The sequence below is a fragment of the Streptomyces sp. NPDC003697 genome, assembly GCF_053587115.1.
Genome location: NZ_JBSFNN010000132.1, coordinates 1 through 12183 on the forward strand (window position 1 = coordinate 1; position 12183 = coordinate 12183).

A 12183-nucleotide genomic window follows, 5' to 3' on the forward strand; every position below is an offset into this window, starting at 1 on the left:
GGTGCCGACCTCGCGGGCGACGCGGGTGACCTCGTCGGCGAACGCGGAGAGCTGGTCGACCATCGTGTTGACGGTCTCCTTCAGCTGCAGGATCTCGCCGCGGGCCGGTACGTCGATCTTCTGCGACAGATCGCCCTTGGCCACCGCCGTCGCCACCTGGGCGATGTCGCGGACCTGGGTGGTGAGGTTGCCCGCCATGGCGTTGACCGAGTCGGTCAGATCGGCCCAGGTGCCCGAGACGCCCGGTACCTCTGCCTGGCCGCCGAGGGTGCCCTCGGTGCCGACCTCGCGCGCCACCCGGGTGACCTCGCGGGTGAAGACGGACAGCTGGTCGACCATGCCGTTGAACACGGTGGCGATGTCGCCCATCAGGCCGTCGGCGTCCTCGGGCAGTCGCGTGCCGAAGTCGCCGTCCCGCACGGCCGTCAGTCCCGCCAGGAGCTGCCTGAGCTCCTGGTCTCCCGGCACAGCGTCGACCACCTCGGTCCTGTCGCTGGTCATCCGCACCCTCGTCCCGCTCCCCAGGAGTCCCCCCAGCGGAGACTCGGACCCTGGCCGGCCGCCGTGGCGGACCTGCCTGTTGTGATCGCATTTCCGCAGTTCACGGATCTGCATGATGAGAAAAATACGCCGCAGGCTAACCCAGGTGGACCGCCCCGGCCAAAACCCCGCGCGGGGGCGCCGCACTCCCGGACATCGCCCGGAAGAGGTCCTGTGTGAAGGTGCGAAACGGGGGTACACGACGTGGTTCGACCCGCACGCGGGCAGGCGACCGGACGGCCCTGCGGGGGAGGGGACCCGGTGCCCGTGCCGTGCGCCGGCCCGGTGGCGCGCCGACGGCCACCGGCCCGCTGGAACCTCTCACCGGCCCCGCGCCGCTCGCCGGCCGGCATCGCGGGCCGGGTGAGAGCGGCGGCACCTCGCCGAGGCCCCGAATGCGGCCGCCTGAGCAGGGTAGTTGCTGCTGTGTGGAGCCAGGCGGGTGATGACCGTCCCGTCGAGGGCTCACCACTCGTCTCGCTCGGGGAGGAAGGACAGCGTGGCCATCGACACCATCTGGTCGTACCCGCCGCAGGCAGCCCACGTCCACGGACTGGACCTGACCGGCTTCACCGTCGTCGCCGCCGACGGCACGATCGGCCATGTGGACCGCGAGGCGGACCACTTCGGCATGCGGCACCTGATCGTCGACACCGGTGTGTGGGTGTTCGGCAAGAGCGTCCTCGTTCCGGCCGGTGTCGTCACCGGCATCGACCCCGAAGGCCGGCGGGTGACGGTGGCCTGCAGCAGGGGAGAGGTCAAGGCGGCACCGCGCTTCCGGATCGACAGCGAGACCATGGACCCGGAGTACCTGACCCGCGTGGGCGACTACTACCACGGGCTTCCGCCCCGCGAGACGACCACCGCCTGACCCGGGCACGGCAGCGGCGGCGGGCGCCCGCCTCCCCGGCGGCGAAGGACGCGTGACCGGAAACGACCTGCCCCTCCTATGCTGGAGCGGCCCAGGGGACGCGCGCCGCGGCCCGGCGAGCCGTGGAGGAAGAGTCTGCCGATGCCCGACGAGCGTGAGCCCGCCCCGACGTCGTCCGCCCACCGGAGCGCCCCCCGTCATGACGGCGGTACCGGTGGTGTCGACGGCGCGGACGCGCCGCCGCTCGCCCGGCGGCGCCCGCCGAGGCTCCACCGGCTTCGGGGGCGTCCGCAGCGTCGTCGGCCTCCGGTACGGGGCCCGTGGCCCCGGCCGTCCGGAACGTGCCGGCCGACGCCCGGCGAGCACACCGGGCGTGCGGGACGTCCCACGAGGTGGCGGGCCGTCCGGCGAGAGCGTGGAAAGGCTGTTTGACGTGACAGGAACCGCGGGGTGTTTCCTCCTCGCCGAGAATGTCGAGGTGGCGATGGAGGTGCCCGGGGCAGTGACAGAACGGTGAGAGAGAACGAGCAGCAGCCGCGCGCCGCCCGCGCGGAGCGAGCGGACTTCGGGGACACGACGCACAGGTATCCCGCCCACGCGCCAGAGCCCACGCTGTGCGACCCCGCGGCGGACCGGCCGCCGGCACCTGCAGTCCCGGTCACCAGTGCGGCGACGGCGCGCGCGTACGCGCGCGCCGTGGTGCGGGAACAGTGGGACTCCGCCACGCGCACCGCGCGGGAGGAGGAGGTCATCGATCTGCTGCTGGTCGTCTCCGAGCTGGTCACCAACGCCATCCGGCACGGCGACGGTCTCGCCGGCTTCGAGGTGGTGCCGGCCGAGGCGGGGGTTCGCCTGGTCGTGCACGACAACAGCGACGTCGTCCCGGAGGTCGCGTACGGACCCGGCGACCTTCCCCGCGGTCACTACGGCAACGGATACGGCTGGCCGCTCATCATCCGGCTGGCCCGTGAGATCGTCATCGACCGGCGCCCCGGGGGCGGCAAGACCGTCAGCGTCCTGGTGCCCCTGCGCTCGGCCGCGCAGCCGGCCCGGGACAGTGCGCCGGGCCGGGCCGACTGATCGGTTCGTCACGCGCTCACCCACGCACCGGACGCCGCGCGGCCGGCCCTTCGGCCGGCCGTCCCTCACCAGGGCAGGAAGACGTGGACGTCCTTGCCGTGATCGTTCGTCACGACGCTGACCTGGTCGCAGAGGGTGTGCACGAGATGCCAGCCGATACCGCCGCCGCCCCGGCTCGGATGGAACGGACGCGGAGCCGGCGGCGTCGTGCTGGTGTCGCTCAGGGTGACGTGCACCCCGTCGAACGTACGCCGAAGCCGCAGCTCGAAGGGGCCCGGTGCGTACTGCACGGCGTTCGCGGCGAGCTCCGTGACGACCAGCAGGATGTCGTCCCAGTGCTCCGGCGCCGCCGGTGGTGTGCCGCGCGCGAGATCGTCGAGGAACTCCTCGGCGGCCAGACGCGCACCCGTCACATGATGCAGCTCACCTGTGAAGCGGGCGGTGCGGCTCGAAATGCCCTCGGTAGCCAGTGTGTCGTCCCAACGCGGCTCGGTTGCCATATGCCTTCCCGGCCCGGCGTGCTCAGCTGGGCTGCGTCCTTTCTTCACCTCGGGTCCCAGTGTCTTGTTCCCAAGGGCGCGGACCCTACTCGTAGGTATGCGGTGGCCCCGCTCCCGGTATGTCCGGGCGCACGGTGGTCGACGCCGGCGCTATGCGGCCGCCCGGCGCAGACACGTTCCCGCCTCGTGCGCGGCCCCGCGGGACTCCCAGCCCCGCAGGCAGCACGCCTCGTACAGTTCCCGCCACGCGGACGCCGTCCCGGTCCCCGCCCCGGCACCTCGGGCACGGGCGCAGTCAGGTGCGTGGGCGGCGCCCGCGGCGGCGCGCCAGAAGGAACAGCAGGGGCGGGCAGGCGTGAACCGCGGCGCGTCGCCCAGGACGGCCCGTCTCGCCCGCAGGTGCGTGTCGAGCACCAGCCGGTGGCGCCGCCCGGCGTGCACGGCCGCCGCGACCAGCACCGGCAGGGCGAGCGACAGGCCGACGGCGGCGGACGCGATCCCCCGACGGGCGCACCACAGATCGGCGGTCCCGACGAGTACGGACGCTGCGGCGCACAGGACCTGGCGGCGGCGGTGGTGCGTCATGGACGGACTCCTCCCAGGGTGAAAACGCGGCTTTCTCCCTGCGGTTACGACGGACCGGCCGAACTAAACCCGCCCGTCGTGTTCCGTCCGCCTTCGGCCGCGCCCGCCACGAGGACCTTCCGGCCGGCACCCGCGGGCGCCGGCCGCCGCCCGCCGGCCGGGCGCGACTTCCGCTCCGGGCTCTCAGCCGAAGGCGGTCCACGCCGTGCCACCGTTGACCATCAGGCGGACGGCCAGCACCAGCAGGTCGGCGACGCCCAGCCAGAACCCGAGCCACGCCCGGAAGCGGCGCGGTGTGTCCCGGCGCAGCGCGATGAGGGCCAGGGCGATCGCGACCGGGCCGAGGACCATGTTGAGGACGATCAGACCGACCAGCCCGAGGACGAAGGAGGCGACGGCCATGCCCTCGGTGTCCCGCCTGCCGGTGTTACGCCGGGGAGGTGCTGTCAGTCGCATCTCACGCCCTCCCCGCTCGGCTGCGCCGGCGCCGCTCACGCACGGTGAAGACCGCCAGCCACACGACGATCACCGCGCCGAGGACCAGCGTGAGGGGCCAGGGCAGGTAGGCCGCCGCCCCCAGCAGGACGGCGAGCAGCAGCAGTGCCGCGACCAGGAAGACCACGGCTCACCTCCCGGCCCGGACAGGGGCGTGGACGAACGGATCTCGGTGTTCAGCAAGCATGCGGTCACAGGTTTCCCGGCAGGCCGATGCCACGCCTTCGGCCCGGGACCGTCCGGCGAAGTCGACCGGAATCCGACGGTCCGTCAACTGCCCGGCATACGCGGCGGCTCGAAGGGCAGGCGGAAGCTCCAACCGTCCCCGAAGGGAGAAGTTCGTGAGCTCCTACGGCAGTTCGTCCAACGTGTCGTCCCGTTCGCGCACCAACGGCCTCGCGGTCGCGAGCCTGGTCTGCGGCATCATCGGCCTGTTCCTCTTCAACATCGTCCTCGGCCCCATAGCGATCGTGCTGGGCTTCGTCGGGCTGCGGCAGGCGTCCGCCAAGGGCGGCGGCGGCATGGCGAAGGCCGGCATCGTGCTCGGCATCGTGGACCTGGTGCTGTTCTTCGTGCTGATGGCGGTGTCCGCGGCCAACGGCGGTTTCAGCTGGTACGTGGGCGGCTGACCCGCCCCCTTGCCGCCTCGTCAGCGGAAGACGTTGTCGGAGTCCTCCCAGCCGGCCGCCGCGTCGTGCCGCACGGCGCGGCGGGGGGAGCGGCTCCGTGCCTTGTACATCATGTCGATCTCCGGCGCGTAGTGCCGCACTATCGCGTCCCTGCGCAGCTTCATCGACGGCGTGAGCAGTCCGCTGGCCACGTCGAACGGCTCCGGGAGCACCCGGAAGACCCGGACGGACTCCGACGGGGACACCGCGCTGTTGGCGGCCGCGACCGCCCGCCAGATCTCCTCCCGCAGCGCGTTCTCCTCACGCGCCTCCCGGCCCGGTGTCTCGCCCTGCAGGGCCAGCCCGGCACGCCAGTGCGCCAGGAACTCCGGGTCCAGCGTGATCAGCGCGCCGACACAGGGCCGGTTGTCCCCGACGACGACCGCCTGATGGACGAGCGGGTGCATCCGCAGCCGCTGCTCCAGCAGGGCCGGGGCCACGCTCTTGCCGCTGCTGGTGATGATGACGTCCTTCTTGCGCCCGGTGATCGTCAGGTACCCGTCGGAGTCCAGGTACCCGAGATCCCCGGTGGCCAGCCAGCCGTCGCGCAGCGCCGCGCGGGTCGCGGCCTCGTCGTTGACGTAGCCCTGGAACACCGACGGCCCGCGCACCAGGATCTCCCCGTCCTCGGCCACCTGGATCTCGGTGCCCGGCAGGGCCTTGCCGACGGTCCCGGACCGCTCCAGGCCCAGCGGCTGCATCGTGATGCCGCCCGCGGTCTCCGTGAGCCCGTAGCCGTCGTGCACGTAGATGCCGATGCCCTCGTAGAACAGGGAGAGCTCACGGCTGAGCGGCGAACCACCGGAGGTGGCGCGGACGATCCTGCCGCCCAGCGCGGCCCGCAGCCTGCGGTACACGGTCCGTTCGAACAGCGCGTGCCGCATCCGCAGTTCGATGCCCGGACCCGAACCCCGGCCGAGGCGCCTCCGCTCCACCGCCGCGGCGAACGAGCGTGCCGTGTCCGCCGCCCGCTCGAACAGGACGCCGCGGCCGGACTGCTGGGCCGTGCGCAGGAAGTTCTTGTAGATCTTCTCGAAGACCGACGGCACCCCGTGGAAGTAGGTCGGCCGGAACGTGCGCAGCGCCGAGGTCAGGGCCGCCTCGCTCATGTCGGGCTCGTGGCCCATCAGAAGGCCGCCGCGGACGCACAGGCCCTGGACCATCAGCCCGTACACGTGCGAGAAGGGCAGGAAGGCGAGAACGGCCGCCTGCTCGCCCGGCGGCGCGGCCGTGTGGCCCCAGCCCGCGAGCAGGGTGTCGCAGGGACTGGCCAGCGCGCGGTGGCTCAGCGCGCACCCCATGGCCTGGCCGCTGGTGCCGGAGGTGTACGCGATCACGGCCGTCGCGTCCGGCAGCACGATCCGCCGCAGCGAGTCGACCGTGGTCAGCGGGACGGCGGCGCCTCGCTCCGCCAGCTCCTCCACCGCCCCGGCGTCAAGCTGCCACACGTGCCGCAGCAGCGGGAGTTTCGCGCACACCGAGCCGACCGTCATGATGGCCTGCTCGTCCTCGACGACCACCGCCATGCACCCGGCGTCCCGCAGGATCCACTCGACCTGGTCGCGGGAGGAGGTCGGGTAGATCGGGACCACCTCCGCCCCGACGGCCCACAGCGCGTGGGCGAACACCGTCCACTCGTAGCGGGTGCGCGCCATGACCGCCACGCGGTGGCCCGGCGAGACGCCCGACGCCACCAGCCCCCTGGCCAGGCCGGCGACCTCGTCCCGCAGTTGGGCCGCGGTGACCTCCTGCCAGCCGGAGGAGGGACCGGCGCGACGGGCGAGCACCGGACGGGCCGGGTCCAGTGCCGCCGCCTCGAAGACGGTGTCGGCGAGGCCGCCGGCCGGCGCCGGAACGGCGGACCGAGCCAGAGCGAAGTCGCGCATGCACTGCTCCTGGGTTTACGGAGGGTGACGCCGCCGACGAGTACCGTTGTCGACGGGGGTCGAATGTAGCCCAGGCGAGCGCGGCAGGGGACCCGGAACCGGGAAGTCGCCCCGTTTCGTTGATGCCGCCGGATCTGGGGACTCGTGCGTCATGAGTTACGTCAACCCGGACCCGGACCCCGACCGCACCCCCGGTCTCGAACCCGGAGGCGGCGTGCCGCCGGGGGAGACCCCGCCCGCCGAGAGCAGCTTGCCCGAGACGGGGCCGCCGAAGGAGCCGGCCAAGGGATGGGCGAAGGCACCGCTCGCCCTCATCCTCGCTCTCGTCGTGGTGGTCGCCGCCTTCTTCCTGGCGTACGCCCTGGTCCTGATGCTGTGAGCAGGACATCGGAGGCGCCGCGTGAGCAGGGGCAGCGGCCGGGCGGAGAGCCGGCGGAACCGGGGAGCGGGGGGCGGGGTGCCGGGCACCCCCGGGGAGGGCCGGCCGTCACCCCTGGCTGAGGCGCACGCACTCCGTGACGACGTCCCGCAGGCTGCCCGTCCGCTCCAGCAGTTCCCGCTGCACCCGCGCGCCGTTGCCGTGCCGCAGCAACGCGTCGACCGCGTCCCGCGCCCGGTCCAGGTCACCGGTGTCGGCGAGGGCGTCGCCGACGTGGTCGAGCAGATCCCGCACCACCGACTCCGCCGGCAGCCGGCGCAGGGTCGCCGGGTGCAGCAGCTCGCGCGCCACACCGGCCCGGGAGGCCTGCCACGCGGCCAGCCGCAGCAGGTTCACACTGTGGTCCACCGGCTCCTCGCCCGCCCGCCAGGCGCGGGCCGCCGTCTCGACGAGCCCGCGGGCCAGCGTGGCGATCAGCTGGGCGGTGGCGGCGTGCAGGCAGACGTCCGAGACCCGGATCTCCACCGTCGGGTAGCGCTGCGACAGCCGCGCGTCGAAGTAGACCATCCCCTCGTCCAGGATGACCCCCGTGGCGACCATGTCCGCCACCCGCCGGTGGTAGCGCTCGGGCGACCCGAACAGCTCGGTCGGGCCGGCCGACGGCCAGCGCCCCCACACCTGGGTCCGGTAGCTGTCGTACCGGCTGTCCTTGCCCTGCCAGAACGGGGAGTTCGCACTGAGCGCCATCAGGACGGGCAGCCAGGGCCGGATGCGGTCGACGACGGCGACGGCCTCCTCGTCCGACTCCACCGAGACGTGCACGTGCATGCCGCAGACGAGCTGCTCCTGCGTGGCGATGCCGTACTGCTCGGCCATCCACTGGTAACGCCGGTTCATCCCGATGGAGGGACTGACCGGCAGCGGGGAGGTGGCCAGCGCCGCCACGGCGCAGCCGATCTCTCCGGCGTGGCGCGCCGCCTCCTTGCGGCAGCGGACGATCTCCTCACCGAGCTGCTCCATGTCCGCCTGCGGATGCGTGGCGAACTCCAGCATCTGCCCGTACAGCTCCTTCTCGAAGACGTCCTCGCCCTCGCCGTCCTGCGCCGCGCGGGCGAGTACGGCCGAGGACAGCGCCTTCGGCTCACCGGTCTCCGGGTCGACCAGGAGGAGTTCCTCCTCCACTCCGACGGTCCGCACTCCATGCCGCCTTTCTGTCCGTCTGCCGCGACGCCGGAGCGTCGGCGGGTCGTACGACCCCGACTGCCCCGCGACGACGGCCGGACACCTGGACGGGGCCCGCCGACCCGGAGCGGCGGCCGGGCGCGGGGCGGCCCCGCCGGCCGGCCGGTGGCCGGGGGCCGGCGCCGCCGGGTGCGGGACCGCGGAGCTCAGAGGGGGTACGGCGTGAGCCAGACCGTGGCGAGCGGTGGCAGCGTCAGGCGGATGTGCCCGTCCTCCGGCTTGAGCGGGTCGGGGTGGGTGACACCGCTGCCGCCGTAGCGGGCGTCGTCGGTGTTGAGCCGCTCGCACCAGGCCGTGACGCCGCCGGGCACGGCGAGGCGGTAGCCGTCCCGGACCACGGGGGAGAAATGGGACACCGCGAGCAGCGGGCGCCCCTGGGCGTCGTAGCGCAGGAACGCGTAGACGTTGTCGTCCGCGGCGTCCACGGCCACCCAGCGGAAACCCTCCGGGCTGGTGTCCCGCTGCCACAGCGCGGGGGTGGCCCGGTACAGCCGGTTGAGGTCGCGCACCAGGTCCTGCACTCCGCGGTGGTCGCCCGCGGCGCAGTAGCCGTCGTCGAGCAGCCACCACTCCGGACCGTGGGCCTCTGACCACTCGCCGCCCTGGGCGAACTCCTGTCCCATGAACAGCAGCTGCTTGCCGGGATGCGCCCACATGTACCCCAGGTACGCGCGGTGGCCGGCGCGCCGCTGCCACCAGTCGCCGGGCATCTTCGACACCAGCGCCCGCTTGCCGTGCACCACCTCGTCGTGGGAGATCGGCAGCACGTAGTTCTCGCTGTAGGCGTACACCATCGAGAACGTCATCTCGTGGTGGTGGTACTTGCGGTGCACCGGCTCGTGGCTCATGTACTGCAGCGAGTCGTGCATCCAGCCCATGTTCCACTTCAGCCCGAAGCCCAGGCCGCCGCCGTCGGTCGGCGCGGTCACCCCGCCCCAGGCGGTCGACTCCTCGGCGATCGTCACCACGCCCGGCGCTCGCCGGTACACGGTGGCGTTCATCTCCTGCAGGAACGCCACCGCGTCCAGATCCTCCCGGCCGCCGTACACGTTCGGCACCCACTGCCCGGAGTCCCTCGAGTAGTCCAGGTAGAGCATGGAGGCGACGGCGTCCACCCGCAGCCCGTCGATGTGGAACTCCTCGCACCAGTACATGGCGTTCGCGACCAGGAAGTTGCGCACCTCCGTCCGGCCGAAGTCGAACTCGTACGTCCCCCAGTCCGGGTGCTCCGCCCGCCGCGCGTCGCCGGGTTCGTAGAGCGGGTCCCCGTCGAAGCGGGCCAGCGCCCAGTCGTCCTTCGGGAAGTGCGCCGGCACCCAGTCCATGATCACGCCGATTCCGGCCCGGTGGCAGGCGTCGACGAAGTGCCGGAAGTCGTCCGGGGAGCCCAGCCGGGCGGTCGGGGCGTAGTAGGAGGTGATCTGGTAGCCCCAGGACGGACCGAAGGGGTGCTCGGCGACCGGCATCAGCTCCACGTGTGTGAAGCCCATGTCCCTGACGTACGCGGGGAGCTGCTCGGCCAGTTCCCGGTAGGTCAGTCCCGGCCGCCAGGACGGCAGGTGGACCTCGTACACCGAGAAGGGGGCCTCGTGCACCGGGGTGTCCGCGCGGTGGGCCATCCACTCCTGGTCGCGCCACCGGTGGTGCGAGGCCGTCACGACCGACGCGGTCGCGGGCGGCTCCTCGGTGCGGCGCGCCATCGGGTCGGCCTTGAGGAAGCGGCCGCCGTACCGGGAGGTGATCTCGAACTTGTAGCGGGCGCCCTCACCGACGTCCGGCAGGAACAGCTCCCACACGCCGGAGGCGCCCAGGGACCGCATCGGGAACGCCGTCCCGTCCCAGAACGTGAAGTCGCCCGCGACGCGCACGCCACGCGCGTTCGGCGCCCACACGGTGAACCGGGTGCCGGCGACGCCGTCATGGGTCATCGGCTCGGCCCCGAGCGCCTTCCACAGCTGCTCGTGCCGGCCCTCCCGGACGAGATGCAGGTCCAGCTCGCCGAGGGCGGGCAGGAAGCGGTAGGGGTCGTGCACCTCCCGCCCGTCGCCCGCGTCCTCCTCGTAGGCCACGGTCAGCGTGTACTCGGGGACGGCGTCGAGGGGCAGCACGGCCGAGAACAGGCCGTCGCCCTCGGGGACGAGCGGGGTCCGCACGCCGCCGGTGACGACGCCGACCGCACGGGCGCAGGGACGCAGCGCCCGGAAGGCGATGCCGCCGGGGCCCGGGTGCGCGCCGAGGAGCGCGTGCGGGTCGTGGTGGGCGCCGGACAGCAGGCGCTCCCGGTCGGCGGGGTCCAGGGGCAGAGCCGTCCCGGCCCCGCCCACAGCGGGCGGGAGCGGTCCGGACGGCTCGGGACGTGAGGTGTCGCGCAGTGCCACCGGTTCAGCCTCCTCTCACGGCGAGACGTTCGATCGCCGCCATCGGTACGGCGAGCCAGTCCGGGCGGTGCCGGGCCTCGTACAGCACTTCGTACACGGCTCGGTCCGTCTCGTGGGCCCGCAGCAGGGCGTGTTTCTTGCGGGGGTCCCAGCCGGCCCGGGACGCGTAGCCGGCGCAGTACGCCTCCCGGCAGCGGCGTGCCCACTCAGGGCGCCAGGGACGGCGCTGCCGGGCGGCGTAGTCGAAGGAGCGCAGCATCCCGGCCACGTCCCTGACCGGGGACTCGGCGGTACGCCGTTCGGCGAGGGGACGGGACGGCTCGCCCTCGAAGTCGATCACGAACCACTCGCGCCCGGCCCGCAGCACCTGACCCAGGTGCAGGTCGCCGTGGATGCGCTGGGCGGGTGGCCCGGCGTCGCAGCCGGCGAGGGCGGCGAACGCGGTACGCAGCCCGGCCGCGTACGGGCCGAGCGCGGGCACGCAGTGCGCGGCGGCCTCCAGACGCTCGGTCATCGCCGCCGCCGTCCGCGCGATGTCGTCGTGCCCGCCGGTCGGGAAGGCGTCGGCAAGCGCCAGGTGCATCTCCGCGGTGGCCTGTCCCAGCTGGTGCGCCTGGGCGGTGAAGTCGTCCCCGGTGGCCAGCGCCCGCAGGGCCAGCGTCCAGCCGTCGGAGGCGTCGCGCAGGAACGGCTGGAGCACACCGAGCGTGGCGGTCTCCGGCCCGGTGGTGCCGAACCAGGCCACCGGGGCCGGCACCCGGGAGCAGCCCTCCCGGGCCAGCGCCCACGGCACCTCCAGGTCCGGGTTGACACCGGGCTGAACACGCCGGAAGACCTTCAGGATGAACTCGTCGCCGTACACGATCGAGGAGTTGGACTGCTCGGCGTCCAGCACCCGCGGCACCAGCCCGCCCGGGACGACCGCCTCCGGGTCCGTCTCGAAGCGCAGCATGCCCACGGTCCCGGGGTGGCGCAGCCGTTCCAGCAGCAGCTGCGCCGACCGCGGGTCGCACAGCGCGTCGTAGATCGCGAGACCGGCCAGCGGCCCCTCGGCGGCGCGGCCGATGAGGGCGCGGTGCAGGCGCGGGGCCGGCTGCCGGCGCACACCCAGCAGCAGCTGGTAGCAGTCCGCGGGCGCGGCCGGCGGGGGCGGGTCGGCGGGTGCGGGCAGGCCCCCGCGGCGGCCGCGGTGGACGCCCGCGTGCTCGGCGTGGACCAGCAGGTGCAGACAGCCCGGGAACAGCTCCGTCATGGACAGCAGACGCAGGTCGGTGACGGGCCGGTCCTTGCCCGCGAACCAGCGCTGGCAGGGCAGCCACTCGCGCAACAGCCCACCGAGCGAGGCCATGGGCCTGGCGAGGTGCGGGGCGCCCGACTGGAGCATCGCGGTCTTCGGCACGGTCACGCCTCCTTCCGACGGCCACGCGCTCAAGCCCGTCGGCCGATCCGGGATGCGACTTTGGTGAGCCGGAACCAGTAGAAGCCGTGTCCTGCGAGGGTCAGCAGGTAGGGCAGTTCGCCGATGGCCGGGAAGCGGACCCCGCCGAACAGCTCGACCG

14 protein-coding genes are annotated in these 12183 nt (G+C 73.3%); 4 read left to right on the top strand and 10 right to left on the bottom strand.

Features of this window, described 5'->3' with window-relative positions:
- Positions 1-501 (bottom strand): HAMP domain-containing protein (locus ACWDNY_RS30185; RefSeq protein ID WP_451648992.1); only part of this gene is annotated, 501 nt, incomplete at its 3' end.
- 538 nt (positions 502-1039) lie between these two features.
- Here ACWDNY_RS30185 and ACWDNY_RS30190 point away from each other — a divergent pair.
- Together ACWDNY_RS30190 and ACWDNY_RS30195 are read left to right on the top strand one after the other, a co-directional pair.
- Positions 1040-1411 carry a PRC-barrel domain-containing protein gene (locus ACWDNY_RS30190; protein ID WP_451648993.1) on the top strand — a complete coding sequence of 124 codons (372 nt, stop codon included), beginning with the start codon at positions 1040-1042 and terminating at the stop codon, positions 1409-1411.
- A 513-nt stretch (positions 1412-1924) separates the two neighbouring features.
- Positions 1925-2491 carry an ATP-binding protein gene (locus ACWDNY_RS30195; RefSeq protein WP_451648994.1) on the top strand — a complete coding sequence of 189 codons (567 nt, stop codon included), beginning with the start codon at positions 1925-1927 and terminating at the stop codon, positions 2489-2491.
- Positions 2492-2556: 65 nt separating this feature from the next.
- On the opposite strand, the gene ACWDNY_RS30200 is transcribed toward ACWDNY_RS30195, so the two are convergent.
- The 4 genes from ACWDNY_RS30200 to ACWDNY_RS30215 all read right to left on the bottom strand — a co-directional run bounded on the left by ACWDNY_RS30200 (position 2557) and on the right by ACWDNY_RS30215 (position 4198).
- Complete coding sequence (locus tag ACWDNY_RS30200) at positions 2557-2991, bottom strand: ATP-binding protein (RefSeq protein ID WP_451648995.1); 435 nt, start codon at positions 2989-2991, stop codon at positions 2557-2559.
- Between the two features lie 150 nt (positions 2992-3141).
- Positions 3142-3576 (bottom strand): hypothetical protein, encoded by a 435-nt coding sequence (locus tag ACWDNY_RS30205; RefSeq protein ID WP_451648996.1) that lies wholly within the window; start codon positions 3574-3576, stop codon positions 3142-3144.
- Positions 3577-3759: 183 nt separating this feature from the next.
- Positions 3760-4032: a DUF4190 domain-containing protein gene (locus tag ACWDNY_RS30210; RefSeq protein ID WP_451648997.1), complete on the bottom strand. Its 273-nt coding sequence runs from the start codon at positions 4030-4032 to the stop codon at positions 3760-3762.
- A gap of 1 nt (position 4033) precedes the next feature.
- Positions 4034-4198: a hypothetical protein gene (locus ACWDNY_RS30215; RefSeq protein ID WP_451648998.1), complete on the bottom strand. Its 165-nt coding sequence runs from the start codon at positions 4196-4198 to the stop codon at positions 4034-4036.
- Between the two features lie 214 nt (positions 4199-4412).
- Between ACWDNY_RS30215 and ACWDNY_RS30220 the strand changes: the two genes are divergently transcribed.
- Positions 4413-4700: a DUF4190 domain-containing protein gene (locus tag ACWDNY_RS30220; RefSeq protein ID WP_451648999.1), complete on the top strand. Its 288-nt coding sequence runs from the start codon at positions 4413-4415 to the stop codon at positions 4698-4700.
- Between the two features lie 20 nt (positions 4701-4720).
- Here ACWDNY_RS30220 and ACWDNY_RS30225 read toward each other — a convergent pair whose 3' ends face one another.
- A complete protein-coding gene (locus tag ACWDNY_RS30225) occupies positions 4721-6625 on the bottom strand; it encodes an AMP-dependent synthetase/ligase (protein ID WP_451649000.1) in 1905 nt (634 codons plus the stop codon).
- Between the two features lie 151 nt (positions 6626-6776).
- Between ACWDNY_RS30225 and ACWDNY_RS30230 the strand changes: the two genes are divergently transcribed.
- Positions 6777-7004 carry a DUF6480 family protein gene (locus ACWDNY_RS30230; protein WP_451649001.1) on the top strand — a complete coding sequence of 76 codons (228 nt, stop codon included), beginning with the start codon at positions 6777-6779 and terminating at the stop codon, positions 7002-7004.
- Between the two features lie 108 nt (positions 7005-7112).
- Here ACWDNY_RS30230 and ACWDNY_RS30235 read toward each other — a convergent pair whose 3' ends face one another.
- The 4 genes from ACWDNY_RS30235 to ACWDNY_RS30250 form a co-directional block, all read right to left on the bottom strand.
- Positions 7113-8201, bottom strand: coding sequence for a glutamate--cysteine ligase 2 (locus ACWDNY_RS30235; protein ID WP_451649002.1), 1089 nt, complete (start codon positions 8199-8201; stop codon positions 7113-7115).
- Positions 8202-8392: 191 nt separating this feature from the next.
- A complete protein-coding gene (gene glgB / locus ACWDNY_RS30240) occupies positions 8393-10624 on the bottom strand; it encodes a 1,4-alpha-glucan branching enzyme (protein WP_451649003.1) in 2232 nt (743 codons plus the stop codon).
- Positions 10625-10628: 4 nt separating this feature from the next.
- Positions 10629-12023 (bottom strand): maltokinase N-terminal cap-like domain-containing protein, encoded by a 1395-nt coding sequence (locus ACWDNY_RS30245; RefSeq protein WP_451649004.1) that lies wholly within the window; start codon positions 12021-12023, stop codon positions 10629-10631.
- A 29-nt stretch (positions 12024-12052) separates the two neighbouring features.
- A partial coding sequence (locus ACWDNY_RS30250; protein WP_451649005.1) for an alpha-glucosidase C-terminal domain-containing protein occupies positions 12053-12183 on the bottom strand: 131 nt, incomplete at its 5' end.

What these genes read in the sequence shown, in the direction of transcription:
- ACWDNY_RS30210 (WP_451648997.1), bottom strand. Translation starts at nt 4,032, where the DNA reads ATGCGACTGACAGCACCTCCCCGGCGTAACACCGGCAGGCGGGACACC.
- ACWDNY_RS30205 (WP_451648996.1), bottom strand. Translation starts at nt 3,576, where the DNA reads ATGACGCACCACCGCCGCCGCCAGGTCCTGTGCGCCGCAGCGTCCGTA.
- ACWDNY_RS30200 (WP_451648995.1), bottom strand. Translation starts at nt 2,991, where the DNA reads ATGGCAACCGAGCCGCGTTGGGACGACACACTGGCTACCGAGGGCATT.
- ACWDNY_RS30230 (WP_451649001.1), top strand. Translation starts at nt 6,777, where the DNA reads ATGAGTTACGTCAACCCGGACCCGGACCCCGACCGCACCCCCGGTCTC.
- ACWDNY_RS30225 (WP_451649000.1), bottom strand. Translation starts at nt 6,625, where the DNA reads ATGCGCGACTTCGCTCTGGCTCGGTCCGCCGTTCCGGCGCCGGCCGGC.